Here is a 26,272-nt window from a genome sequence, read left to right as displayed (position 1 = left end):
GTGTAAATCATTCCGCCGGATTTGTTGAGAACCTGCGTGGCAGGCGCCGGCGGGAAACTGTCATTCTTTAAAATCGTTGGCGTCCAGCTCGTGGCGCGACAGCAATTTGTAAAACTCGGTGCGGTTGCGGCCCGCCATGCGCGCGGCCTGGGTCACGTTGCCCTTGGTGATCTGCAGCAGCTTGCGCAGGTAATGCAACTCGAACTGGTTGCGCGCTTCGGCAAAGGTCGGCAGCGCGGTATTTTCCCCTTCCAGCGCCTGCTCCACCAACGCTTCGCTGATCACCGGCGCAGAGGTCAGCGCCACGCACTGCTCGATGACGTTGACCAACTGACGCACGTTGCCCGGCCAGCTGGCGGTCATCAGCCGCTTCATGGCGTCGGTCGAGAAGCTGCGCACGAACGGCTTGTGCCGCTGAGCCGCTTCGCGCAACAGGTGATTGGCCAGCAGCGGGATATCTTCGGCGCGCTCGTTGAGCGCCGGGATCTTGAGGTTCACCACGTTGAGGCGGTAGTAGAGATCCTCGCGGAACTCGTTCTTCGCCATCGCCTTTTGCAGATCGCGGTGGGTGGCGGAGATGATGCGTACGTCAATGTCCAGATCGCGATTGCTGCCGAGCGGCCGCACCTTGCGCTCCTGCAGCACGCGCAGCAACTTCACCTGCAGCGACAGCGGCATATCGCCGATCTCGTCAAGGAACAGCGTGCCGCCCGCCGCCGCCTGGAACAGCCCTTCGCGGCTGCTGACCGCACCGGTAAAGGCGCCCTTGGCGTGGCCGAACAGTTCGGACTCCAGCAGCTGCTCCGGCAGCGCGCCGCAGTTGATGGCGATGAACGCCTTGCTGGCGCGCGGGCTGGCCGCGTGGATCGCCTGCGCCACCACCTCTTTACCGGTGCCGCTCTGGCCGTTGATCAATACGCTGACGTCCGACTGCGCCACCATTTTCACCTGCTCCAGCAGGCGCAGCATCAACGGGCTGCGGGTGACGATGTCTTCCCGCCAGGCATCGTCGCCGGCCGGGCTGGCCGACAGCGCGAGCGCCTCGTCGATGGCCTTGTACAGCGCATCGCGATCCACCGGCTTGGTGAGAAAGCTGAACACCCCCTGCTGGGTGGCGGCCACCGCATCGGGAATCGAACCGTGCGCGGTGAGAATGATCACCGGCATGCCCGGCTGATGTTTTTGGATCTCGGCGAACAGCGCCATGCCGTCCATCTCATCCATGCGCAGATCGCTGATCACCAGATCGATCTGTTCGCGCGCCAGCAGGCGCAGCGCTTCCTGGCCGCTTTCGGCGGTGGTGACGTGAAAACCTTCGCTGGTCAGGCGCATGCCCAGCAGCTTCAGCAGGCTGGGATCGTCGTCAACCAATAACAGGTTGGCCGGTTTGCGTGCGGTCATTGCGCGTGGGACTCCTTATTGGCAGGGTGCGGCGTATAGGTGTCTTCCGGTTCAACCGGCAGCGCAGTGCCCTTTTCCGGCTCGTCCTGCGGCTCAGCCCCTTTCGCGGCCGCGCCGTTTTTACCGGCGGCTTCGCCCTTTTGCGAGCCTGTGCCGTTGTCCGGTATTTCCCCTTGCAGCTGCTTGCGCGATGAGAGCTGGCGCTCGATGTCGGTCAGGTTTTCCAGCTTGCGCGAGGTGTCCTGCAGCTGCGATTGCAAGCGCGCCTGGCTCTGGCGCAGCGAATCGATCTGGCTGTCGCTGCTTTCCTGCAGATGCTGATAACGCGCTTTCTCATCGAACAGCGTGATCTGCAGCATCTGCTGCTGGCGCCACAGCTGCGTCAGTGGACGCAGCGAACCGGGAAACTCCATCCGGTAGCTGTTGATCCTGTCGATCATCTGGCGGCGTTCGCCGGAGGTCGGCTGTGCGCTCCCCAGCAGGATGCTCTGTTTGAAAACGCCGGACCAGCTGTCGCCAGGCACCGTTTTCGCCAGCGCGCGCGCCTGGGTTGAGCCGATGCGATCGGCGCAGTCCATCGCACGCAGCCAGTAGAGCGCGTTATCCAGCGCGTCCTTGTCGTCCAACTGCCACAGGGTATCGCAGGCCGCGGTGCGGTAATCGATCACCTTGGTATCCGGGATCGCTTCTTGCTGCTGAGCGCTCAGGCCGCCGCTGACCGCGCGATCGACGCAGCCCGCCAGCAACAGCGGCATAAAGAAAACGGCGCCCAACCAGCTGATCGGGCGTTTGCCGAGCGGCGCTCTGTGCGTGGCACGCGGTGAACGTTCGGTCTGCGAAAGACGAAGGCGTTTAGACCATGTGTACATTATTTATTCATTCTCGGCGGTTAACGGCAGTTCAATGCGGAAGCAGACGTCTGCACCGGCGACCGTCGCCAGTTGCAGCTCACCGCGCATGCGACGGATACAGTCCTGAGCGATGCTCAACCCCAGTCCGCTTCCTTTTACCGCCCCTTTTCGCTGGTGACTACCCTGGAAAAAAGGCTCGAAAATCATGGCTCTTTCAGCCTCGGGGATCGGCGTGCCGGTATTGGCGACGTCGATTTGCACCCGTTGTCCAACCTGACGGCTGCGGATCCAAATGTTACCGGATTCCTTGCCGTAGTGCACCGCATTGGAGTAGAGATTATCCAGCACGCGCATTAATAGCGTAGGCTCTGCCCAGCAGATTTCCGCCTCCAGCGCGATTTCGGTGGAAATCATCTTCGCCCGCGCCGGCAAACTGTGCGCGGCGACCACCAAATCGACCATCTCGCGCAGCTCGACGTTCTCGTGTTCCGCCGGGCCGTCGGCCAGTTTGCGGTTGTAATCCAGCAGTTGTTCAATCAGCTGCTGCAGGTGGCGACTGCTGTTGTCGAGGATCGCCACCACCTCTTTTTGATCGGAGGTCAGCGGCCCCGCCACTTCGTCGGCCAGCAGTTCGGTGCCTTCACGCATGCTGGCCAGCGGCGTTTTCAACTCGTGCGAGATATGGCGCAAGAACTCGTGGCGCTGCGATTCCAGCCACGCCAGCCGCTCGCTCAGCCAAATGATGCGCTGCGCCAGCGAACGCAGCTCGCGCGGCCCTTTGAACGACGCGGTGCTGCCCAGCGCGCGCCCTTCCCCCAGGCGATTGATCATCCGTTCCACGGCCTTGACCGGCCCGATGATCATGCGGGTGAACAGCACCACCAGCAGCACGCTGACCAGGAACAACAGCAGCGCCTGCCAGCCGAAGAACTGGCCGCGCTCGGCGATGGCTTGCTGCAGCTGCTGGCCGCGCGAGAACACCACCGCGCGCGTGGCCTGCACCATTTCGGCGTTGGAACGGGAGAACGATTCGAGCAGGGCCGAAGCCTCTTGGTCCGGCCCGCTGTTATGGCATTTGATCGCCGCCAGCTGGGTCAGCAACTGACGCAGCGTTTGGTAGTAGCGCTCGTCCGGCAGGATCGGCGCGTGGGCGTCCAGCATCTGCGAATACTGTTTGCGCTGGTTCTGGTACAGCTTCTGCAGCGTAGGATCGACCAGCACGCAGTACTGACGATAGCTGCGCTCCATCTCCAGCGCCACGCTGGTCATCGCCTCGCTGCGCCGCGCGTCCACCAGCGTGGTGCGGTTGATGTCCGCCGCCTGCGCGCTGAGGTGATCCAGGCTCTGGTAGGCTTGATAGGCCAGCACCAACAGCGGCAGCAGCACCAACAGGAAGGCCAGCAGCACCAATTGCCGCAGCGAACGGGGGAATAAACGCCATTTTTTCAACGAAATCATCTCATTCTCTCAGCTCTGTCACGATGCTAACTGACTCGCCGGAAAGAGAAAAGCCCGGCAGGGGAGAATCCTGAACGCGCAAGGAAAAAGCCGCGGGATCGGCGAAGCGCGCCCATGGGCCTGGCCTGCCGACGGCATGCGGCCCCGGTAACATCAACCGGCGCGAAAACGAGAGTGTGGGGATAGCGTCTGCGTTCGAGGGCATAGGCAACGAAACGGGCATAGCGCAGCGTTGAGAATTGACATCGGGGCAAGAAACTTGCCCCAACGCAAGGAAAGTGTGGATGCCCTTAAACCTCGTCCCCAGGGTGATGTAGCGCAGCGGCTGGCATCGAACAGGACGAATAGCATCCGTAAGTATCCAGGATTGATGAACCCTTCATCACAGTTGGATACAGGCGGTGCCTCACTCCACGTGTCGCCCGATGCTTGATAAAGCCGCTTGCGCGGTCTGTTATCGGTTTGGTTGGACGATAGGCACCATTTCTTTGGCATCATTCGGAGGCTTATGAGGCGATTTGCCGTCTAATTACGGCGCCGTCATAAAAAGGTGAATGAGCAGCCGCCAAGAATAATGCACGTAGCGTGCCAACTTTGCAATAAAAATAATAACACAATGATTTTATTTAAAAATAAAATTACATCAGCAAATTCCCCCACCCATTACGCACTGATGAGCGATGAAAAAAACGCCGTGCTGTCGCCAAATGCAGACAACTAAAGTCAAACCTGCTTACCTACAATAAAATCAATTAGTTAAACGTCTCCATTTGGCGACAGGGGAAATAGCGCTTGTCGCAAAATGCAGACACTGCCGCCAGACGGCGAACGCCGGCCATAAAAAAGGGCGCAATTGCTTGCGCCCTCTGTACGGTGGTGACCGTTTTTAGCCCAGCTGCTTACGGGCGTTGCGGAACATACGCATCCACGGGCTGTCCTCGCCCCACTCTTCCGGGTGCCAGGAGTTGCTGACGGTGCGGAACACGCGCTCCGGGTGCGGCATCATCACCGTGGCGCGCCCGCTGGCGCTGGTCACTGCGGTAATGCCGTTCGGCGAGCCGTTCGGGTTGGCCGGATAAGCTTCCGTCACCTGACCGGCGTTGTTGACGAAACGCAGCGCCACCAGGCCGTGGCTTTCCAACGCCGCCAGATGCGCCGCATCGCGCACTTCGACGTGCCCTTCACCGTGGGAAACGGCGATCGGCATGCGCGAGCCGGTCATGCCCTGCATGAACAGCGACGGGCTGGCCGCCACTTCCACCAGGCTGAAGCGCGCCTCGAAGCGATCCGACAGGTTGCGCACGAAGCGCGGCCAGTGTTCGGCGCCCGGGATCAGCTCACGCAGGTTGGACATCATCTGGCAGCCGTTGCACACGCCCAGCGCCAGCGTCTGCGGACGGTGGAAGAACGCTTCAAACTCGTCGCGCACCCGCTCGTTGAACAGGATAGACTTCGCCCAGCCTTCGCCGGCGCCCAGGACGTCGCCGTAAGAGAAGCCGCCGCAGGCCACCAGCGTGTGGAAGTCCTGCAGATCGCGGCGCCCGGCCAGCAGATCGCTCATGTGCACGTCCACGGCGTCAAAGCCGGCGCGGTGGAACGCCGCCGCCATTTCAACGTGGGAGTTCACCCCCTGCTCGCGCAGCACCGCCACTTTCGGGCGAGCGCCCTTGGCGATGTACGGCGCAGCGATGTCTTCCTCAGGTGCGAAGGTCAGCTTCACGTTCAGGCCGGGATCTTGTTCATCCTGCTTGGCCTGATGTTCCTGATCGGCGCACGCCGGGTTGTCGCGCAGGCGCTGCATCTGCCAGGTGGTTTCCGCCCACCAGGTGCGCAGCGTATTGCGGCTTTCGCTGTACAACACCTTGCCATGTTGGTTGATGACGAAACGATCGCCGGCCTGCGCGCTGCCGATCTGATGCACGTTGTCGGTCAGCCCATGCTGAGCGAACGCCTGCTTCACCTCGTCGAGACGTTCGGCGCTCACCTGGATCACCGCGCCCAGCTCTTCGTTGAACAGCACCGCCAGCGCATCGTCGCCGAGGCCATCGAGGTTAACCTCTACGCCGCAGTGACCGGCAAAGGCCATCTCCGCCAGCGTCACCAGCAGGCCGCCGTCGGCGCGGTCGTGATAAGCCAGCAGCGCGCGATCGGCCACCAGCTGCTGCATGGCGTTGAAGAAGCCCGCCAGCTGCGCGACATCGCGCACATCGGCCGGTTTGTCGCCCAGTTGGCGATAAACCTGCGCCAGCGCGGTAGCGCCCAGCGCGTTATGGCCGTTGCCCAGATCGATCAACAGCAGCGCGCTGTCGCCCTTATCGGTGCGCAATTGCGGCGTCACGGTGTGGCGCACGTCTTCCACGCGGGCAAAGGCGGTGATGACCAGCGACAGCGGCGAGGTCATTTCGCGCTGTTCGTCGCCTTCCTGCCAGCGGGTTTTCATCGACATGGAGTCTTTGCCCACCGGAATGGTGATGCCCAGCGCCGGGCACAGCTCTTCGCCCACCGCTTTCACCGCTTCGTACAGGCCGGCGTCTTCGCCCGGGTGGCCGGCGGCGGCCATCCAGTTGGCGGACAGCTTCACGCGCTTCAGGCTGCCGATTTCCGTGGCAGCCAGGTTGGTCAGCGCTTCCCCGACCGCCAGGCGGCCGGAGGCGGCGAAGTCCAGCAGCGCCACCGGCGCGCGTTCGCCGATCGACATCGCCTCGCCGTAATAGCTGTCCAGGCTGGCGGTGGTGACCGCGCAGTCGGCCACCGGGATCTGCCACGGGCCGACCATTTGGTCACGCGCCACCATGCCGGTGACGGTGCGGTCGCCGATGGTGATCAGGAAGGTTTTCTCCGCGACGGCCGGCAGATGCAGCACGCGCTTCACCGCGTCGGCCAGCGTGATGTCCCCACGCTGCACCGCCTGGCCCTGCGCCTGCAGACGGGTGACGTCGCGGGTCATCTTCGGCGTTTTGCCGAGCAGCACGTCCAGCGGCATGTCGATCGGTTGGTTGTCGAAGTGGCGGTCGTTCAGCGTCAGGTGCTGCTCTTCGGTCGCTTCACCGATCACCGCATAAGGCGCGCGCTCGCGGCGGCAGATCTCGTCGAACTGCGCCATCTGCGCCGGGGCGATCGCCATCACGTAACGTTCCTGCGATTCGTTGCACCACACTTCCAGCGGGCTCATGCCCGGCTCGTCGTTGAGGATGTCGCGCAGTTCGAAGCGGCCGCCGCGGCCGCCGTCGCTCACCAGCTCCGGCATGGCGTTGGACAGGCCGCCGGCGCCGACGTCATGGATAAACAGGATCGGGTTCTGGTCGCCCAGCTGCCAGCAGCGGTCGATCACTTCCTGACAGCGGCGTTCCATTTCCGGGTTGTCGCGCTGCACCGACGCGAAGTCCAGATCGGCATCGGACTGGCCGGACGCCATCGAGGACGCCGCGCCGCCGCCCAGGCCGATATTCATCGCCGGGCCGCCCAGCACCACCAGCTTGGCGCCGACGGTGATTTCCCCTTTCTGCACGTGATCGGCGCGGATGTTGCCGATGCCGCCCGCCAGCATGATCGGTTTGTGGTAGCCGCGCAGCTCGACGCCGTTATGGCTGTTGACGCGCTCTTCATAGGTGCGGAAGTAGCCCAGCAGCGCCGGACGGCCGAATTCGTTGTTGAACGCCGCGCCGCCCAGCGGGCCTTCGGTCATGATGTCCAGCGCGGTGACGATGCGTTCCGGTTTGCCGAAGTCCTGCTCCCACGGCTGTTCAAAGCCGGGAATGCGCAGGTTGGACACCGAGAAGCCCACCAGGCCGGCCTTCGGCTTGGCGCCGCGGCCGGTGGCGCCCTCGTCGCGGATCTCGCCGCCGGAGCCGGTCGCGGCGCCCGGCCACGGCGAAATCGCCGTCGGGTGGTTGTGAGTTTCCACCTTCATCAGGATGTGCGCGTCTTCCTGATGATAATCGTACGTGCCGTTCTCCGGCGCGGCGAAGAAGCGGCCGACCTGCGAACCTTCCATCACGGCGGCGTTGTCTTTATACGCCGACAGCACGTAGTCCGGCGTCTGCTCATAGGTGTTTTTGATCATCTTGAACAGCGATTTAGGCTGCTGCTCGCCGTCGATGATCCAGTCGGCGTTGAAAATCTTGTGGCGGCAGTGCTCAGAGTTGGCCTGCGCGAACATATAGAGTTCGATATCCGTCGGGTTGCGCCCCAAACCGGTAAAGGCATTCAGCAGGTAGTCGATCTCGTCCTGCGCCAGCGCCAGGCCGAGCCGGACGTTGGCTTGCTCCAGCGCAGCGCGCCCTGCGCCCAGCACGTCGACCGACTGATACGGCGCCGGCTGATGGTGCGCGAACAGCTGTTCAGCCTGTTGCAGCTCGCTGAAGACGGTTTCCATCATGCGATCGTGCAACAGTGCGGCGAGCTGGCGCCACTGGGTTTCCGTCAGCTCGGGCGCCTTGACGTAGAACGCCAGGCCGCGCTCCAGGCGCAGCACCTGTTGCAAGCCGCAGTTGCGGGCGATGTCGGTGGCTTTGGAAGACCAGGGAGAAATGGTGCCCGGACGCGGCGTAACCAGCAACAACCGGCCTTCGGGAGCGTGTTCGGCGAGAGAAGGACCGTACTTGAGCAGACGCTGAAGCTTGGCGTGTTCTTCGGCACTTAGCGGTGCGCTGACATCGGCAAAGTGGACGTACTCGGCGTAGATATCACTGACGGGCAGGTGAGCGTCCTGGCAGCGGGACAGCAGTTTGGTAATGCGAAAAGCCGATAAAGCGGGCGAACCACGCAGAATTTCCATAATCAAAGTTCTCTCGTCTTCGAAGCGAAGGATAAGACGCTTCATTGGGCGCAACAGGGGAAAACGCGCGTCATTATAGAGAATCCTCGGCGCCGACGAAACCGTTTGCGTAGGGATTATTGATAAAAGCATGCCGCACCGTCGAATTGTCATAACGTGTCAATAAAGTTGCACACTGGCGTTTTGTTGCGCAAAATGCCCCCCGCACTGGTGATTTAACCATGAGAAAAGTCGCGGTTGTCGTCGCCGGTGTACCTGTGCCACCACTGGATAACTATTTGAAACGTCTTAAAATAAACTACATCCTCATCGGCGTTGTCACTCTGCTTCTGGCTCTCGCGCTGTGGCCCAACATCACCTGGCGCAGCGGCCAGGGCGGGCAACTCCAGGAGATCATTTCCCGCGGCGAGTTGCGTATCAGCACGCTGAATTCACCGCTGACCTATTTCAACACCAAGCAAGGGCCGGGTGGGCTCGACTATGAACTGGCCAAGCGCTTCGCCAACTACCTCGGGGTGAAGCTGGTGGTGATCCCCCATCAGAACATCAATGACCTGTTCGACGATCTGGACGACGACGACGCCGACCTGCTGGCGGCGGGCCTGATCTACAACCAGGAGCGCCTCAGCCGCGCGCGCACCGGCCCGGCCTACTACTCCGTTTCCCAACAGCTGGTGTACCGGCTGGGCACCCCGCGGCCGAAAAGCTTCGCCGACATCAAAGGCAAGCTGGCGGTCGCCTCCGGTTCCGCGCACGTCAGCACGCTAAAACAGCTCAAGCAGGATAAATACCCGGATCTCGCCTGGGAGTCCTCCAGCGATCTCACCTCCAAAGAGCTGCTGGAACGGGTTGCCGACGGCAAGCTGGATTACACCCTCGGCGATTCGGTGACCATCGCGCTGCTGCAGCGCATCCATCCGCAGCTGGCGGTGGCGTTCGACGTCACCGACGAAGAGCCGGTCACCTGGTACCTGAAACGCGACGGCGACGACAGCCTGTACGCGGCGATGCTGGATTTCTACAGCCAGATGGTGGACGACGGCACCCTGGCGCGGCTGGAAGAGAAATACCTCGGCCACGTCGGCAGCTTCGACTATGTGGACACCAAAACCTTCCTGTCGGCCATCGATTCGGTGCTGCCCAACTTCCGCCCGCTGTTCGAGAAGCACGCCAACGAGATCGACTGGAAGCTGCTGGCGGCCATCGCCTATCAGGAATCGCACTGGAATCCGCAGGCCACCTCACCCACCGGCGTGCGCGGCCTGATGATGCTGACCCGCGCCACCGCCGACGGCCTGGGGGTCAACGATCGCCTCGATCCGGAAGAGAGCATTCAGGGCGGCGCCCTTTACCTGCAGCGGCTGATGGCCAAGGTGCCGGACAGCGTGCCGGAAGACGAGCGCATCTGGTTCTCGCTGGCGGCCTACAACATGGGATGGGGCCATATGCTGGACGCGCGCAAGCTGACCAAGACGCAAAAAGGCAACCCGGACAGCTGGGTCGACGTCAAACAACGCCTGCCGATGCTCAGCCAAAAGCGCTACTACCCGCAGCTGACCTACGGCTATGCGCGCGGGCGTGAAGCCTACAACTATGTAGAAAACATCCGCCGCTATCAGGTCAGCCTGGTGGGCTATCTGCAGGAAAAAGAGAGAAAGGCGGCGCAGGCGGCCGCCGAGCAGGAAGCGTTGGGGAAAGGCTACCCGACGGTGATGCCGGAACTGGCGCTCAACTACTGATTATTCCGGCTTATCCGCCGCCCGCTGCGCCAGCCTGAGCGCTTTTTTCTGTTCGCGGCGCAGGCGGAAGAAATTGCTCAGGGTGGCGGCGCATTCGTCCGCCAGCACGCCTGAGACGATCTCCACCTGATGATTCATGCCCGGATGGCGCAGAATGTCCACCAGCGAACCGGCCGCGCCGGTTTTCTCGTCGGCGGCGCCGTACACCAACCGGCGGATGCGGCTGTGCACCATCGCGCCGGCGCACATCACGCAGGGCTCCAGCGTGACGTACAGCGTGGCGTTCAGCAGGCGATAGTTTTGCAGCACCGCGCCGCCCTGGCGCAGCGCCATGATCTCGGCGTGCGCGGTAGGATCGTGGCGGCCGATCGGCCGGTTCCAGCCCTCGCCGATGACCTGATTGTCCAGCACCAGCAGCGCACCCACCGGCACCTCGCCCTCTTCCTGCGCGCGCAGGGCCAGCTGCAATGCCTGACGCATCCAGTACTCATCGTTATATTCAGTCATCGCATAATTCCTCGTGCGCTTTTGCGGCGGGCATTATACACACTAGCCTCCCTTTGTCGTAGCCGCCCGCCAATGGCTATACTGGCCGAATCAGCATGTGATTCAGGGACAAGAAGCATGAAGCTCAGTAAAAAGAACGCCGTCGTGGTGCGCAAGGCGCTGGACGGCTGGGTTGGGGAAGGCGCCATGACGCCCGAACAACGGCAGCAACTGCTGCAGCATGTGGACGTGCAACCTTTCGACTGGCGGCGGCTGGCGCGCTATGCGTTTCTCGCCGCGCTGGCCTCGCTGCTGATCGCCGTCACCAGCCTGTTCGCCGACAGCGAACTGCTTGCATGGCTGAGCGGACTGTTCCGCTTCGACGCGCCGGTGCGCATGGCGATCGCCGGCGTACTCGCGGCGCTGGCCTATGTCTGGGCGCTGCGCCGCCGCCAACGGCACCCGGAAAAACGTTACGGCAACGAGGCGGCATTGTTTGTCGCCGTGTTGCTTACCGCCTGCGCCTTATGGCAGCTGGGGATCTGGCTGGATAACGGCAGCGGCCGGGTTTCCGTGCTGCTGCTGGTCGCCGCGCTGCTGTACGGCGCGATCGGCTGGTTCAGCCGATCCGGGCTGGTGTGGTGGTTCGCCCTGCTGTCGCTCGGCAATGCCTTCGGCGCCGAGACCGGCTACCTGTCCGGCTGGGGCGCCTACTGGCTCGGCATGAGTTATCCGATTCGCTTTATCGCCTTTGGCGCGGTGCTGATCGCCGCCGCATTGCTGCTGCGGCCGCTCTTGGCGCAGCGCGGCCTGCAGCGGGTGTCGCTGGCGATGGGGCTGCTGTACCTGTTCATCGCCCTGTGGCTGCTGTCTATCTTCGGCAACTACGGCGATCTCGACAGCTGGTACCGCGCGCGCCAGATCGAGCTGTTCCACTGGAGCCTGCTGTTCGGGCTGGCCGCCCTCGCCGCCATCTGGCTGGGGCTGAAGCATGACGACGCCATGCTGCGCGGTTTCGGGCTGACCTTCCTCGGCATCAACCTGTATACCCGTTTGTTCGAGTTTTTCTGGGACAGCATGCCGAAGACGATTTTCTTCGCGCTGCTCGGGCTGAGCCTGTGGGCGTTGGGGCACTATGCAGAAAAGATTTGGCAGCTGGGGCGCAAGCCGCACGACGTGAGCGACGACTGATCGCGGTACCGATAAAAGCAACCAAGGGCGGAATTCTCCGCCCTTGGCTTATTCCAGCTGCTGCAGCTCGCCCTGCTTGCTCACCCGCCAGCGGTGCTCGCAAAAGAACAGCAGCGGATTATCCTGCTTGCTATCGCTGTAACCGCTGTACAGCTTCAGCGGCGCGCCGAGCCGCTGTTCCAGCTGCACCACTTTCTGCGCCCCCAGGCAGCGCAGGGTCAAGACCCAACCGCCGCAGCGGCGCGTGATGCGGCTGCCGATCAACCGCACCCGCGGCAGAAACGCCGAATCCCGATACACCTGCTCCACCAGTTGCTCCGGCGAGCCGGTAATCAGCCACACTTCGGCATCGTGCTCCTCCAGATACTGCCGCAGCCGCATTTGCACCACCGGAAACGCGGTCACCTTCTGGCGGAAAGCCTCGATAAACTGCCGCTCCAGCGCCTTCAGCGTCGCTTCAGAACGCCCGAAAGTAATCGCCCACAGCAGCTGGCTCATCGGCCAGCGCGCGGCGCGCCCCAGCAGCAGCAGCGCCAACCCGATCGGCGGCAGCAGCGGTATTACCAGCAGCAGGTTCAGCGGTAGGCGGCGCAGCAGAAAGCGCAAGAAACTGCCGAACATATCCTCCTGATGCAGAGTGCCGTCCAGATCGAAAAAGACCACGCGGCGCCCTGCTGCGGCCGACGGTTGCTGCTTGTCGTTCAAACGCTACTCCTCGGGATCGTCGAACCCCATCATCCAGGTGAAGAGAAAACCGGCGATAATCGTAATCAGCATCCCCGCCAGATACAACATCACCTTACCTGAGACGATGGTCAACGCCAAAGGCAGCCCCGAAATGCCGAAGGTGATGACCGTCGCCACCTTCCAGTAGCTGATCAGCGCGCCGCCTACCGCGCCGCCGAGGCAGGCGCCGATAAACGGCCGGCCCAGCGGCAGCGTCACCCCGAAGATCAGCGGCTCGCCGATGCCGAGAATGCCGACCGGCAACGCCCCTTTGATCACCTTCTTCAGCCGCGCGTTGCGGGTTTTCAGCAGCACCGCCAGCGCCGCCCCCACCTGACCGACGCCGGCCATCGCCAGGATCGGCAACAGCGGATTGGAACCGTGCGCCTGCACCAGCTCGACGTGGATCGGCACCAGCCCCTGGTGCAAGCCGGAGAGCACCAGCGGCAGGAACAGCCCGGAGAGCAGCGCCCCCACCAGCAGCCCGCCCTTGTCGATCGCCAGATTGGCGCCGTGGGCGATGGCATCGGAAATGGCGCCACCGATCGGCTGCAGGATCAGGATCGCCAACGAGGCGGTGACCAGCGTGGTCAGCAGCGGATTGAGGATCAGTTCGACCGACTCCGGCAGCAGCGTGCGCAGGCGTTTCTCCACCCAGCACATCAACGCCACCACCAGCAGCACGGCGATCACCCCGCCGCGCCCCGGCTGCAGCGCCTCGCCGAACAGGGTGATCTGCGCCAGCGCCGGACTGGAAAGAATGCCGGCCATCACGCCGCCCATCGCCTGTGAGCCGCCGAATACCCGCGCGGCGTTCACCCCGACCAGAATGTTCATAATGGCGAATACCGCGCTGCCGAAGATCGCCAGCAGCCCCAGCGCGTTCGGGTAGTCCAACGCCAGCTGTCCGGCGATGTCGGGCCGCTTCAGCAGGTTGATGATGCCGGTGATCAGCCCCGAGGCGATAAACGCCGGGATCAGCGGAATAAAAACGTCGGCCAGCTTTTTCAGCGCGCCGCTCATCGGCGCAGCGTATTTTTGCTTGGCCTGCGCCTTGGTGCGGGCGGCGTCACCGACGGCGGCAACGGGCTGCGCATCACCGCTCAACAGCCCGCGCATGGCGTCCACCACCTTGGCGGCGGCGCCCGGGCCGACGATAAACTGATGCTGTTCACCCTGCTTGATATAGCCCTTCACCCCCGGCAGCTGCTTGAGGGCGGCCAGATCCAGGCGCTGCTCATCGCTGACCTCGACGCGCACCCGCGTCATGCAGTTTTCCAGTTTGAGGATATTGCCCTCGCCCCCCACGCCCGCCAGGATCTGTGTCGCCAATGCCGTTGTCTTGTCCATCGCCGCCCCCACCGTGAATTAACGCGCCAGCGCCGCGCGCAGGTAGCCATCGTGCCGCTGCAGCCGCTGCTGCGCCTCATCGGCGCTGACGCCGGCTAAAATCATCAGGATCGCCGGTTTAACCTCAAAACCGGTCTGCGCCAGCGCCGCCTCCGCCTGAGCGCGTTCGGCGCCGGTGGCCTCCATCACGATGCGGCAGGCGCGATCCACCAGTTTGACGTTGGTGGCCTTCACGTCCACCATCAGGTTCTGGTAGACCTTGCCCAGTTTGACCATCGCACCGGTCGACAGCATGTTGAGTACCAGTTTCTGCGCGGTGCCGGATTTCAGGCGCGTTGAGCCGGTCAGCGCCTCCGGCCCCACCACCGGCGAAATCGCCACCTGTGCTTCGTGCGCAATCGGCGAATCCGGGTTGCAGGAGATGGCCGCCGTCGGGCAGCCCAGCCCGCGCGCATAGCGCAGTGCGCCGATCACGTAGGGCGTACGCCCCGAGGCCGCCAGCCCCACCACCATATCAACGGCGGTGAGGTTCAGCGCCCGGAGATCGGCTTCACCCAGGGCCTCGTCATCTTCCGCCCCCTCCACCGCTTTGAGCAGCGCGCCCGGCCCGCCGGCGATTAGCCCCACCACCACGCCGTGCGGCACGCCGAAGGTCGGCGGACACTCGGAGGCGTCCAATACGCCCAGGCGGCCGCTGGTGCCGGCGCCCAAATAAATCAACCGCCCACCGGCCTTCAGCGCCGCCGCGGCCAAATCGACCGCCTGCGCGATCGCCGGCAACACCTGTTCAATCGCCTCCGGCACCTTGCGATCTTCCTGGTTAAAGCAACGGACCATGTCCAGCGTCGACATTTCATCCAGCCCCATGGTGGCCGGGTTGCGGGTTTCCGATACCAGTGCGCCTAAGTTCATCTGTTCACCTTTGAATTTTTAATTCACAAAATTAAATCAATATTTGAATATTTTATTCAACAAAGCGAGCGCTATTTGCTATTTTAACGGTGAGCTCACAAAAATTTTCACCGCGCGTTTTCGCCCTCTGCATGGCAAAATGGCCGCTGGTTTCCAGGGAAAGAACAATGAGTACCCTTCTGCGCATTCGCCAGATGTATCCGACACTGGCGCAAAACGACCGCAAGCTGGCGGACTTTCTGCTGAATAACGCCGAGCAGGCGCGCCATCTCAGCTCGCAAAAGCTGGCTCAGTTGGCCGGCATCAGCCAGTCGAGCGTGGTGAAGTTCGCCCAAAAGCTGGGCTATAAAGGCTTTCCAGCGCTGAAGCTGGCGCTGAGCGAGACGCTGGCCCAACCGCAGGCCGAGCCAGTGGTGACCGTTCACAACCACATTCTCAGCAGCGATACGCTGAAAATCGTCGGTGAAAAGCTGCTGGCGGAAAAGCAGGCGGCGCTGCGCGCGACGCTCGACATCAACAGCGAAGAGCGGCTGCACCAGGCGCTGGACATGCTGCGCCAGGCGCGCCGGGTGATGCTGATCGGCATCGGCGCCTCCGGGCTGGTGGCCAAGGATTTTTCCTTCAAGCTGCTGAAAATTGGCGTGATGGCGGTGGCCGAAGCGGATATGCACGTCCAGCTGGCGGCGGTGCAGGCGCTGGACAAACGCGATCTGCTGCTGGCTATCTCCTTCAGCGGCGAGCGGCGTGAAATCAATCTGGCGGCGGAAGAAGCGCGCCAGGCCGGCGCCAGGGTGCTGGCGCTGACCAGCTTCTCGCCCAACGGCCTGCAGCAACGCGCGGACCACTGCCTCTATACCATCGCCGAAGAACCCCACACCCGCAGCGCGGCCATCTCCTCCAGCACGGCCCAGTTCGCCCTTACCGACCTGCTGTTTATGGCGCTGATCCAGCACGACCTTGATCATGCCCGCGATCGCATCAAACACAGCGAACAATTGATGAAAAAGTTGGTTTAACCGGTATAATCGCCGCTGCGAAAAATACCCCTGTTAATAATGAGAGATACGTCATGGCCCTGCTAATCACACGCAAATGCATCAACTGCGACATGTGCGAGCCGGAATGCCCGAACCAGGCAATTTCGATGGGCGATGAGATCTACCAGATCGATACCGAGCGCTGCACCGAGTGCGTTGGCCATTACGATACGCCGACCTGTCAGCAGGTCTGCCCCATCGACAACACCATCATCACCGATCCGCAGCATCGCGAGACTAATGAGCAGCTGTGGGACAAGTTCGTGGTGTTGCACCACGCCGATCGCATTTAATCCGCCGCAGGACTGACAAGGGCGCCATAGGCGCCCTTTCTATTTTCAGCTTTCGACGATCACCGTCGCACAGGCATAGCGCCGTTCGTCGGCCAGCGAAACGTGGATCGCGGTGACCCTCATCTCCCCCGCCAGCTCGGCGGCGCGGCCGTGCAAACGAATATTCGGCTTGCCCAATGCATCGTTGAACACCTCAAACTGGTTGAACGCCAGGCCGTTGCGAATGCCGGTGCCGAACGCCTTGGCGGCGGCCTCTTTCACCGCGAAACGTTTGGCCAGAAAGCGAATCGGCTGCTGGTGCTGCTGATACAGCGCCCATTCGGCGTCGCTCAGCACGCGGCGCGCCAGACGATCGCCGCTGCGCTCCACCACCGCTTCGATACGCGCCATCTCGACGATGTCGGTACCCAGCCCGAGCACCGCCATTACCGGCGCGCTTCCCGCATCAGCACTTTCATGTCGGCAACCGCGGCCGGCAGCCCGCTCATCACCGCCTGGCCGATAATCGCATGGCCGATGTTCAGCTCGTGCATTTCCGGCAGCGCGGCGATCGGCTGCACGTTATGGTAGGTCAGGCCGTGGCCGGCGTTGACCTTCAGCCCCTTCTCGGCCGCGTAGGCGGCGGCGACCGCGATGCGGTGCAGCTCGGCCTGTACCGCCAGCTCGCCCTGCGCTTCGGCGTAGGCGCCGGTGTGGATTTCGATATAAGGGGCGCCCACCGCCACCGCCGCGTCGATCTGGCGATGATCGGGATCGATGAACAGCGAAACCAGAATGCCCGCCTGCGCCAGGCGCTCGACCGCCACGCTCATTTTGTCCAGCTGGCCGGCGACGTCCAGGCCGCCTTCGGTGGTCACTTCCTCGCGTTTTTCCGGTACCAGGCAGCAAAAATGCGGCTGCAGCTCAATGGCGATGTCCAGCATCTCGTCGGTCACCGCCATCTCCAGGTTCATGCGCGTCTGGATGGTCTGGCGCAGCAAGCGCACGTCGCGGTCGGTGATGTGGCGGCGATCTTCGCGCAGATGCACGGTAATGCCGTCGGCCCCCGCCTGTTCGGCAATGAATGCCGCCTGAACCGGATCCGGGTATTGGGTTCCGCGCGCGTTACGTAACGTGGCGATGTGATCGATATTGACGCCCAGCAGCAAATCAGCCATGACAACCTCTAAATACGATTTTCAGTGCCAGCAGTTTACACGCGGGCGCAGGGCGGCAAAAGGGGAAAAGGTCAGGCGTCGTCAACCGGCGTATTCGGCTGTTTGCGCACGAACTGGCGGAACAGTTCGCGGCTCTTCAACGGTTTGCCGCCGAGGTAGGGTTTCAGCGCCATGCGGGTGAAACGCTTGGCGGCGCGCAGCGTCTCGGCATCGGGAAACTGCCGCTCCGCCAGCGCGCGCAGTTCACGCCCGGTGAAGCTGTAGTGATCCACCACCAGGCTGGCGATAAAGCCTTTCTCTTCGCGGTAACGGTAGGTCATGGCGTCATCCACCGGCAGGCCGCTGCCGGCGCAGTGCAGGAAATCGAGGCCGTAACCCAGGTGCTGCAACAAGGCCAGCTCGAACTGACGCAGCGCCTGTTCCGGCGAGCTGTCTTCCGCCGCCAGCGCCTGCAGGCATTGCAGGTAGTCGAAGAACAGCACCGAGTAGTTGGTTTCCTGCTCCAGCACGCGCGCCAGCAGTTCGTTCACGTACAGGCCGCTGTAAAGCATCATGCCGCTGAGGGGTAAACCGAGAGAGACCGCTTCGGCGTTGCGCAGCGTTTTCACTTCGCCGCGGCCGCCCCAGCGCACTAACAGGGGGGTAAAGGGCTGCAGGCAACCCTTCAGATTGGAGCGGCGGCTGCGCGCGCCTTTCGCCAGCAAGCGCACCCGCCCATGACCTTCGGTAAACAGATCCAGCATCAGACTGGTTTCACTGTACGGCCGCCCATGCAGGACGAAAGCGCGCTCCCAGCCGTCCACGGATCGTTACTTCAGATCGTCAACATAGCCCAGGCTGCGCAGCGCACGTTCGTCGTCCGCCCAACCGGATTTCACTTTCACCCACAGCTCGAGATGCACTTTGGCGTCGAACATCTGTTCCATGTCCTGACGCGCTTCGATGCCGATGGTTTTGATCTTGGCGCCCTTGTTGCCGATGACCATTTTCTTCTGGCCTTCGCGCTCGACCAGGATCAGGCCGTGCACATCGTAGCCGCCGCGATCGTTAGCCACGAACTGTTCGATTTCCACCGTCACTGAGTACGGCAGCTCTTCGCCCAGGAAACGCATCAGCTTCTCGCGGATGATCTCGGATGCCATAAAGCGCTGGGAGCGATCGGTGATGTAATCTTCCGGGAAGTGGTGTTCCGCTTCCGGCAGCAGCTTGCGCACGATGCCGGCGATGGTGTCGACGTTCATCCCTTTCTCGGCGGAGATAGGCACCACGTCGAGGAAGTTCATCTGCTGGCTGAGGAACGCGATGTGCGGCAACAGCTTGGATTTGTCGGTAACGTTATCGACCTTGTTGATCGCCAGCAATACCGGGCAACGCAGGCTGCGCAGCTTGTTGACCACCATTTCGTCGTCGGCGGTCCAGTTGGTGCCTTCGACCACGAAGATCACCAGCTCAACGTCGCCGATCGAGCTGCTGGCCGCACGGTTCATCAAACGGTTGATGGCGCGTTTTTCTTCGATGTGCAGCCCGGGGGTATCGACGTAGATCGCCTGATAGGCGCCATCGGTGTCGATGCCCATGATGCGGTGACGGGTCGTCTGCGGCTTACGCGACGTAATGGAAACCTTCTGCCCCAGCAGTTGGTTCAGCAACGTCGATTTGCCCACGTTCGGGCGGCCGACGATGGCGATAAACCCGCAGTGTTGTTTTACTTCGCTCATTCAAGCTCCAGCTTTTTCAGCGCTTGTTCCGCTGCCGCCTGCTCGGCTTTACGGCGGCTCGAGCCGGTGCCCACCACGGGCTCGCTCAAACCACTCACCTGGCAGTGGATGGTAAACTCCTGGTCGTGCGCTTCACCGCGAACCTGCACCACCAAATAAGAAGGCAACGGCAGATGACGCCCCTGCAAAAATTCCTGCAAACGGGTTTTCGGGTCTTTCTGCTTATCACCGGGGCTGATTTCGTCCAACCGGCTGCGATACCAGTCCAAAATCAGACGCTCGACGGTCTGGATGTCGCTGTCCAGGAACACGCCGCCGATCAATGCCTCCACCGTATCCGCCAGGATTGACTCGCGGCGGAACCCACCACTTTTCAATTCGCCCGGCCCAAGCCGCAGACATTCGCCCAGGTCAAACTCGCGCGCCATCTCCGCCAGCGTGTTGCCGCGCACCAGCGTGGCGCGCATGCGGCTCATGTCGCCCTCGTCTACGCGAGGAAAACGGTGATAGAGCGCATTGGCGATGACAAAGCTCAGAATCGAGTCACCCAGAAACTCAAGACGTTCATTGTGTTTACTGCTGGCGCTGCGGTGAGTCAAAGCCTGCAGTAAAAGCTCCTGCTGTTGAAAAGTGTAGCCCAGCTTCCGCTGCAGCCTGTTTATTACGATGGGGTTCATGAGTTACCAATAGATCAAGAATGCGTCAAAAACTTGCAGCACACGGAACAGGCCTGCTTCGCCGAAAGCCGATCCAAAGCTGTTTCGTTTGCAGTGGCTCCCAGCAGGAGCCAACTTTTATCGCTCGAGAAGGTATTCTACAACGAGTGGAAACATAATGCTGTGTTTATATCCTCTTAATCTTTCACGCCGCAGTAGGCTGCGGCGTGAAATTGACAGGGAATAAATCAGCGATTAATGAATGCCGCCGATCCGGCTGAAACGCACGCCGGTAGGCCACTCGCCTTCCTGTTTTTCAAAGCTCATCCAGATGGCCGTGGCTTTGCCCACCAGATTCTTCTCCGGCACAAAGCCCCAGTAACGGCTGTCCGCGCTGTTGTCACGGTTGTCGCCCATCATGAAGTAATGCCCGGCCGGCACCACCCACTCCGCCAACGGTTTGCCCGGCTGTTGGTAGTAAGCGCCCACCCGATCCTGCGCGTCCGGCACGGTCAGGATGCGGTGCGTGACGTTGCCGAGGCTTTCCTGGCGCTCACGCATGCGAATGCCGCCCGACGGCACGCTATCGTTCAGCGGGATCTGGTAGAAGCCGTTGCTGGCCTCGCCCATGCCGCTGCGGCTGAACAGCTGCACGAAGTCGCTCGGCTGCGCATCGGCGTAGGTCACGGCCAGCGCGGTATCACAGGACTGCCCGCTGTTGCAGGACGGCTGCACCGTGACGCGCTTATTCACCGGATCGTAAGTAATACGGTCGCCCGGCAGGCCAATCACGCGCTTGATATAATCCAGTTTCGGATCCAGCGGATATTTAAATACCGCAATATCACCACGCTTCGGATGGCCGGTTTCAATGAGCGTCGTCTGGGTAATCGGATCTTTAATGCCGTAGGCATATTTCTCCACCAGAATGAAATCGCCAATCAACAGCGTCGGCATCATTGAGCCGGACGGGATCTGGAACGGTTCGTAAATAAACGAACGCACCACAAACACCAGCAGCAACACCGGGAAGACCGATGCGCCGGTCTCCACCCAGCCTGGCTGCTTCGCCACTTTCGCCAGCGTTTTATCGTCTACGGCGCCCGCGGTCTGCTCGTTGACCGCCGCAATCTTCGCGCGGCGGGCCGGCGCCCATTTAAAGCGCTCGAAGCACCAGATGATCCCGGTGACCAGGGTGGCCAACGCCAGGATCAGGGCAAACATATTCGCCATGCAAACTCCCTCGTTTCGCGAACTCGTCGCGGTTACTTGCCGTCTTTACCGACGTGCAGAATGGCCAGGAACGCTTCCTGCGGCAGCTCGACGTTGCCGACCTGCTTCATGCGCTTCTTACCGTCTTTCTGCTTCTGCAGCAGCTTTTTCTTACGGCTGACGTCACCGCCGTAGCATTTCGCCAGCACGTTTTTACGCAGCTGCTTCACGGTGGAGCGCGCGATGATGTGCGTGCCGATCGCCGCCTGAATCGCGATGTCGAACTGCTGACGCGGGATCAGATCTTTCATCTTCTCCACCAATTCACGGCCGCGGTACTGCGAGTTGTCGCGGTGAGTGATCAACGCCAGCGCATCCACGCGCTCGTTGTTGATCAGCACGTCCACGCGCACCATGTCGGAGGCCTGGAAGCGCTTGAAGTTGTAATCCAGCGACGCATAACCGCGCGACGTGGACTTCAGGCGGTCGAAGAAGTCGAGCACCACTTCCGCCATCGGGATTTCATAAGTCAGCGCCACCTGGTTGCCGTGGTAGACCATGTTGGTCTGCACGCCGCGCTTCTCAACGCACAGGGTGATGACGTTGCCCAGGTATTCCTGCGGCATCAGCATGTGACATTCGGCGATCGGCTCGCGCAGTTCCTGGATGTTGTTCAACGGCGGCAGCTTGGATGGGCTGTCGACGTAGATCACTTCCTTGCCGGTGGTTTCCACTTCATAGACTACCGTCGGCGCGGTGGTGATCAGATCCAGATCGTATTCACGCTCCAGACGCTCCTGAATGATCTCCATGTGCAGCAGACCGAGGAAGCCGCAGCGGAAGCCGAAGCCCAACGCGGTGGAGCTTTCCGGTTCGTAGAACAGGGAGGCGTCGTTAAGGCTCAGCTTGCCCAACGCATCGCGGAAAGATTCATAGTCGTCGGAGCTGATCGGGAACAGACCGGCGTACACCTGCGGCTTCACTTTCTTGAAGCCCGGCAACGCTTTATCCGCCGGCTGACGCGCCTGCGTCAGGGTATCGCCCACCGGCGCACCGAGGATGTCTTTGATCGCACAGACCAGCCAGCCCACTTCGCCGCAGTTCAGCACGTCGCGATCGACCTGCTTCGGCGTGAAGATGCCCAAACGATCGGCGTTATACACCTGGCCGGTGCTCATGACCTTGATCTTGTCGCCCTTGCGCAGCGTGCCGTTCTTGACGCGCACCAGCGACACGACGCCCAGGTAGTTATCGAACCAGGAGTCGATGATCAGCGCCTGCAGCGGCGCATCCGGATCGCCCTGCGGCGCAGGAATGTCGCGCACCAGGCGCTCCAGCACGTCGGGCACGCCGACGCCAGTTTTGGCCGAGCAGCGCACCGCATCGGTGGCGTCGATGCCGACGATGTCTTCAATTTCCTGCGCGGCGCGATCCGGATCGGCGGCCGGCAGGTCGATTTTGTTCAACACCGGCACCACTTCCAGATCCATTTCGATCGCGGTGTAGCAGTTGGCCAGCGTCTGGGCTTCTACGCCCTGGCCGGCATCCACCACCAGCAGCGCGCCTTCGCAGGCCGCCAGCGAGCGGGAAACTTCATAGGAGAAGTCAACGTGGCCGGGAGTGTCGATAAAGTTAAGCTGATAGGTCTGCCCATCCTGCGCTTTATAATCCAGCGTCACGCTCTGCGCCTTGATGGTGATGCCGCGCTCGCGCTCCAGATCCATGGAATCGAGCACCTGCGCAGCCATTTCACGGTCGGTCAAGCCACCGCAGATTTGGATAATGCGGTCAGACAGCGTCGACTTACCGTGGTCAATATGGGCAATAATGGAGAAATTTCGTATATGCTTCATTATAAAAGTTTTTCTGCCTTGGTATTTCTGAATTACTCGCCTATAGAAACCCGCATGGACCTAAAGCGACAGTGAATGGGTGAGGCCGTCTTGCACCTGAATCGCTGCATTCTACATGCCACACCACTGAAAACCTAGCGATCGGTGCAGTGAAGGCATTCTATTATGCGCCGCTAAATGTTACAGGGCGCCCCGGCGGGTGAAAACAGATGTTAACGCGGACGATGCGGCCTGAACCCAAGGCTTGCCGGTGCTTCGTGGCCGTCAAACTTCGGCGCTAATACATAACCGGCCACAGCGCAATAAACCCTCTCCGAAATTATAAAAAAAGAATATTTGGATCAACCTCTTAGAATTCCATTTTGCCCCACTTCCTTTAGGAAAAACCCCATATACGCCACCACCGTCCCTCGGATAGAAAGGGCATGAGCTCCGCGACAAAACATTATTCAGGGCACTACATCGGCAGCCCACCGGGGTTCACCAGCATATCTGCGTACGTTGATTGGAAGGTGCATTATGATCGATAAAGGGCAAATGCTGAGCCGGCACGATTTTTCAAAGGTCAACTGGGGCATACTGGCGGCGGCGGCGCTGCTGTTTAGCGTGGGGGCGGCGCTGTTGGTGCTGCCGCTGCTGAGCAGCATTGACGAGAGCCAGGTCATCACGCTGTTGCAAGCCGGCGCGGGCACGATTTTACTCGGCTGTACGCTGCTGGCGCTGCGGCATTATCTGCGTCCGACGCTGACCTATCGTCTGTACGAGCACGGCGTGCGGGTCTTTGACAGCCACCATCACAAAGAGCGTTTTATCCCGTTTGAGAAGATCGGCGACATCTATCGCTTTCGCGGCGGCCAGGCTTTTGGCGGGCTGTTTGACGTTACGGCGTTCCGCGCCGGTGCAGATCAGCCCTGGTGCACGGTTTTCAGCAACGTCGCCCACTCGTGGCGATTGGCGGACGTGATCGTCGACCAACAGCTGCAGCAGCGCGGGCCGCTGGCGCTGAATGCGCTCTATCAGGGGGGAACGGTGTCGTTTCACACCATAGAGGGCGACGCGCGCTGGCTGTGGCAGTTGCTGCTCGGCAAGCAGCAAGGCACGCCAACCGAAACGCTGCGGCTGAGCGCCACCCTGCTGACGACGGAACGGGGAAACGTGCCTATCGAACAGATCCGCGCGTTGGAAAATCATCCGCAGCGCGGCATCCGCTTATTCGACGGCCAGGGAAATGTGCTGTTCGCAATTAACTACGATTCGCTGCTCAGCGCCGATCTATTCATCGCGCTGTTGGAGCATATGATCCACAACCGCATCCCCGCCTATCACAACCCGGCGATGACGCGGCCATCGGTTTAAATCAGCGGGGAGTTTTCCGCCTGCATGCGCATCGCGGTAGGCGGCAACCCAATTTGCAGCACCACCGGCTGGTAATCGGCCTGCTCGCCCAGACGTCGGGCCAAGCGGCGAGCCAGCATAAAGGCTGCACCGCCGCCCAACACGGCGCCGACTGCCGCCGAGGCGTCGCTGCCGAAACAATATTGCAGCAGCGTGCCGCCCACCATCATACCCAGCAGCGGCGTCAGGTAAACCAGCATGGCGGAGCGCAGCAGGCTGCCTTCCGCGATGCCGACCTCGACGCGCTGCCCCGGTTCAAGCGGCTGATCGATATGTACCTGCAGCTGATGCTCGGTTTCCGGCACCAGCTCGTTCAGCGCACGCGCGCCACAGCCGGAGCGCGCGGTGCAGCTGCCGCAGCCGGCCTTGGGTTCACAGCGCAGCAGCGCTACGCCCTGTTGCCACGAAACCACCGTGGCCCACTCTTTCATCATTACGGCGATACCTTGAAAGAAATGCTGTCGGCGATGCGCTTGGCCGTCGCCGGCGGCAATTCGCCCACAATCGTGATTTCGTTGCCCGCACGCACTTCGGTCTGAATGGTGCGGCGCCCCTGACGGTAGTACTGCTGCCCGGCGCCGCTGCCCGCCGGGCTGACGTTGACCGAGAAGCTGAACAGGCCGTCGCTGTAGAGCCGGGATTCCACCGGCACGGCGACGTTCGGCAATTTGCGGCGATTGCGCGCCACCTCGTCCACGCCGGCCGGCAGCCAGCCGGTGCTCCAGCTGAGCTGGACATTTTCCACCGCCGGCAGCGACAGCAGCGGCGGCAGGTTGGCCTTGAGCAGCCCCTGCATCGCGCCCTGCACCTCGGCGCCGACCGCGAAGGAGATCACCCGATATTGCTCCAGCGTTTCGCCGTCGCGATCGAGCAAATCCACCCGCAGCGGCAGCTTGGTGTCTTCGTCCATCCAGACGATGTAGCTGTAGCGGGAACCGTCGCGCGCCACCACGCGCAGCACTTCACACGGCCGATCGGCGATGCGGGTGCTGCCCACGGAGATGAAGTCGTAATACTTCGCCAGACGGGTGAAATCGGCATAAACGATCGCCGGCAGCGCGTCGACGATGTGATCGCCAGTGAGCGTGAACGGCTCCAGACCGGGTTCGAAGTAGCTGATCCCGCCGCCGCGCTGCAACACTTCGCGGCGCGGGCCATCCATATGCAGCAGCTGGCCGAGCGGCACGTTGCCGATCACCGCATGGCGATAGCGCAACGACTCGATTCCCTGCTTGCTGACGCTGATGTAGGCGAGCTCGTAATTGAGAGAACGGCTGGCGCTGCTCATCTGTTGCAATAACGCCCCGGACGCAGTTGGCTGCGCCGGGGCGATGCTGGAATAGAGCAGGCTGCCCGTCAATAAACAAACGGAGAACCAGATTTGCTTCATTACTGCTGTTGCATTCCTAAAGACTGAGTTCCGGGAACCTGAATGGCAGCCTGTTGCGGGTTGCCTTGCTCAAGCTGCAGCTGATCCGAATGCAGGCGACGTTGCAGTTCATAGTCCTGCAGCATGGCGTTGATACGCTTGCGCTGTTCCTGCACCTGCTGCTGTTGGCCGCTGCCGGTGGAGAAACTGTCGGCAGGAACGCCCAGGCTGACCGGCGAGGCCTGCCCCATGATCGGCAGCGTGGTGAAGGCCGGCGATTCGGACGCGTTCGATGTCGCAGAAGGCTGGTTGTAGTGCTGCACGCCGACGATCACCGCCAGCGACACGCAGGCCGCCATGCCGATTTGCGTAATCTGGCTCGCCCAAGGACGCACTTTGTCCCAGAACGGCATTTTCTGCCAGGTGTGAGGCTGCGGCTGAGATTCCTGAACGGCGGAAGGCACCAGCCGGGCGGGTTCTTTCTCAAGTGCAGCGGCGACGCGATCGGCGATGTCGAGATGCATCACTTGTCCGACATCACCTCGCAGTGTGTCACGTATCAGGTGATAGCTCTGCCAGCTTTGTTGAAGCGTTCGATCTTGCGACAGAGAACTCAACAGCTCGCTGTCGAACGATTCACCATCCATCAGAGCGGAAAGCTTTTCTTTCTGCATGCCTAAGTACCCTTCCT

The 26,272-nt window shown here is 61.7% G+C and carries 23 protein-coding genes; 5 read left to right on the top strand and 18 right to left on the bottom strand.

Annotation, left to right across the window (positions count from 1 at the left end; all coding sequences use genetic code 11):
* Positions 1–60 precede the first annotated feature (60 nt).
* The 4 genes from glrR to purL form a co-directional block, all read right to left on the bottom strand.
* Positions 61–1,401, bottom strand: coding sequence for a two-component system response regulator GlrR (gene glrR / locus AC2CGQ_RS00530; protein WP_004941361.1), 1,341 nt, complete (start codon positions 1,399–1,401; stop codon positions 61–63).
* Entirely contained in the window at positions 1,398–2,270 is an 873-nt protein-coding gene (gene qseG / locus AC2CGQ_RS00525; RefSeq protein ID WP_004941359.1) for a two-component system QseEF-associated lipoprotein QseG, read from the bottom strand. Before qseG ends, glrR begins: the two co-directional genes overlap by 4 nt.
* 3 nt (positions 2,271–2,273) lie before the next feature.
* Entirely contained in the window at positions 2,274–3,710 is a 1,437-nt protein-coding gene (locus tag AC2CGQ_RS00520) for a sensor histidine kinase (protein ID WP_004941357.1), read from the bottom strand.
* Positions 3,711–4,596: 886 nt separating this feature from the next.
* Positions 4,597–8,487, bottom strand: a complete 3,891-nt coding sequence (purL, locus tag AC2CGQ_RS00515; RefSeq protein ID WP_484593384.1) for a phosphoribosylformylglycinamidine synthase — start codon at positions 8,485–8,487, stop codon at positions 4,597–4,599.
* A gap of 278 nt (positions 8,488–8,765) precedes the next feature.
* Between purL and mltF the strand changes: the two genes are divergently transcribed.
* Positions 8,766–10,226, top strand: a complete 1,461-nt coding sequence (gene mltF / locus AC2CGQ_RS00510; protein ID WP_004941352.1) for a membrane-bound lytic murein transglycosylase MltF — start codon at positions 8,766–8,768, stop codon at positions 10,224–10,226.
* On the opposite strand, the gene tadA is transcribed toward mltF, so the two are convergent.
* Positions 10,227–10,733, bottom strand: coding sequence for a tRNA adenosine(34) deaminase TadA (gene tadA / locus AC2CGQ_RS00505; protein WP_015378796.1), 507 nt, complete (start codon positions 10,731–10,733; stop codon positions 10,227–10,229).
* A gap of 117 nt (positions 10,734–10,850) precedes the next feature.
* Here tadA and AC2CGQ_RS00500 point away from each other — a divergent pair, with 117 nt between their 5' ends.
* Entirely contained in the window at positions 10,851–11,903 is a 1,053-nt protein-coding gene (locus AC2CGQ_RS00500; protein ID WP_166445331.1) for a DUF2157 domain-containing protein, read from the top strand.
* A 48-nt stretch (positions 11,904–11,951) separates the two neighbouring features.
* Here the strand turns inward: AC2CGQ_RS00500 and yfhb are convergent, their stop codons facing one another.
* The 3 genes from yfhb to murQ are packed head-to-tail and all read right to left on the bottom strand — an operon-like array spanning position 11,952 to position 14,891.
* Positions 11,952–12,608, bottom strand: a complete 657-nt coding sequence (gene yfhb, locus AC2CGQ_RS00495) for a phosphatidylglycerophosphatase C (protein ID WP_021504522.1) — start codon at positions 12,606–12,608, stop codon at positions 11,952–11,954.
* Between the two features lie 3 nt (positions 12,609–12,611).
* Entirely contained in the window at positions 12,612–13,979 is a 1,368-nt protein-coding gene (locus AC2CGQ_RS00490) for a PTS transporter subunit EIIC (RefSeq protein WP_021504523.1), read from the bottom strand.
* A gap of 18 nt (positions 13,980–13,997) precedes the next feature.
* Positions 13,998–14,891, bottom strand: coding sequence for an N-acetylmuramic acid 6-phosphate etherase (gene murQ / locus AC2CGQ_RS00485; RefSeq protein ID WP_004929182.1), 894 nt, complete (start codon positions 14,889–14,891; stop codon positions 13,998–14,000).
* Positions 14,892–15,058: 167 nt separating this feature from the next.
* Here murQ and AC2CGQ_RS00480 point away from each other — a divergent pair, with 167 nt between their 5' ends.
* Together AC2CGQ_RS00480 and AC2CGQ_RS00475 are read left to right on the top strand one after the other, a co-directional pair.
* Positions 15,059–15,907, top strand: coding sequence for a MurR/RpiR family transcriptional regulator (locus tag AC2CGQ_RS00480; protein WP_004929178.1), 849 nt, complete (start codon positions 15,059–15,061; stop codon positions 15,905–15,907).
* 53 nt (positions 15,908–15,960) lie between these two features.
* Entirely contained in the window at positions 15,961–16,221 is a 261-nt protein-coding gene (locus AC2CGQ_RS00475) for a YfhL family 4Fe-4S dicluster ferredoxin (protein ID WP_021504526.1), read from the top strand.
* Positions 16,222–16,266: 45 nt separating this feature from the next.
* On the opposite strand, the gene acpS is transcribed toward AC2CGQ_RS00475, so the two are convergent.
* The 7 genes from acpS to lepA form a co-directional block, all read right to left on the bottom strand.
* Complete coding sequence (gene acpS / locus AC2CGQ_RS00470; RefSeq protein ID WP_166445332.1) at positions 16,267–16,647, bottom strand: holo-ACP synthase; 381 nt, start codon at positions 16,645–16,647, stop codon at positions 16,267–16,269.
* A complete protein-coding gene (gene pdxJ, locus AC2CGQ_RS00465) occupies positions 16,647–17,378 on the bottom strand; it encodes a pyridoxine 5'-phosphate synthase (protein WP_004929166.1) in 732 nt (243 codons plus the stop codon). The genes acpS and pdxJ overlap by 1 nt, the downstream gene beginning before the upstream one ends.
* 71 nt (positions 17,379–17,449) lie before the next feature.
* Positions 17,450–18,181, bottom strand: coding sequence for a DNA repair protein RecO (recO, locus tag AC2CGQ_RS00460; protein ID WP_015378804.1), 732 nt, complete (start codon positions 18,179–18,181; stop codon positions 17,450–17,452).
* Positions 18,182–18,187: 6 nt separating this feature from the next.
* On the bottom strand, positions 18,188–19,096 hold the full coding sequence (gene era / locus AC2CGQ_RS00455) for a GTPase Era (protein WP_004929162.1): 909 nt from the start codon (positions 19,094–19,096) through the stop codon (positions 18,188–18,190).
* The gene (gene rnc, locus AC2CGQ_RS00450) at positions 19,093–19,773 is read right to left on the bottom strand and encodes a ribonuclease III (protein WP_004929158.1); all 681 of its coding nucleotides are present in this window, start codon (positions 19,771–19,773) and stop codon (positions 19,093–19,095) included. Before rnc ends, era begins: the two co-directional genes overlap by 4 nt.
* 234 nt (positions 19,774–20,007) lie before the next feature.
* Entirely contained in the window at positions 20,008–20,985 is a 978-nt protein-coding gene (gene lepB / locus AC2CGQ_RS00445; protein WP_160125873.1) for a signal peptidase I, read from the bottom strand.
* Positions 20,986–21,017: 32 nt separating this feature from the next.
* The gene (lepA, locus tag AC2CGQ_RS00440; RefSeq protein ID WP_015378806.1) at positions 21,018–22,817 is read right to left on the bottom strand and encodes a translation elongation factor 4; all 1,800 of its coding nucleotides are present in this window, start codon (positions 22,815–22,817) and stop codon (positions 21,018–21,020) included.
* A gap of 519 nt (positions 22,818–23,336) precedes the next feature.
* Here lepA and AC2CGQ_RS00435 point away from each other — a divergent pair.
* Positions 23,337–24,173, top strand: a complete 837-nt coding sequence (locus AC2CGQ_RS00435; RefSeq protein WP_015378807.1) for a hypothetical protein — start codon at positions 23,337–23,339, stop codon at positions 24,171–24,173.
* Here AC2CGQ_RS00435 and rseC read toward each other — a convergent pair.
* Genes rseC through rseA form a run of 3 tightly spaced genes read right to left on the bottom strand, consistent with a single transcriptional unit; the run spans position 24,170 to position 26,255 of the window.
* A complete protein-coding gene (gene rseC, locus AC2CGQ_RS00430; protein ID WP_015378808.1) occupies positions 24,170–24,646 on the bottom strand; it encodes a SoxR-reducing system protein RseC in 477 nt (158 codons plus the stop codon). The two genes, AC2CGQ_RS00435 and rseC, sit on opposite strands and share 4 nt — an antisense overlap.
* The gene (rseB, locus tag AC2CGQ_RS00425) at positions 24,646–25,602 is read right to left on the bottom strand and encodes a sigma-E factor regulatory protein RseB (protein ID WP_004929141.1); all 957 of its coding nucleotides are present in this window, start codon (positions 25,600–25,602) and stop codon (positions 24,646–24,648) included. The genes rseC and rseB overlap by 1 nt, the downstream gene beginning before the upstream one ends.
* Positions 25,602–26,255, bottom strand: a complete 654-nt coding sequence (gene rseA / locus AC2CGQ_RS00420; protein ID WP_015378809.1) for an anti-sigma-E factor RseA — start codon at positions 26,253–26,255, stop codon at positions 25,602–25,604. The genes rseB and rseA overlap by 1 nt, the downstream gene beginning before the upstream one ends.
* Between the last annotated feature and the right edge of the window lie 17 nt (positions 26,256–26,272).

This window comes from Serratia sp. DFXYC6 (assembly GCF_057196085.1).
Note: the sequence above shows the minus strand (reverse complement) of the source record. Positions and strands in the feature narration are given on the sequence as shown.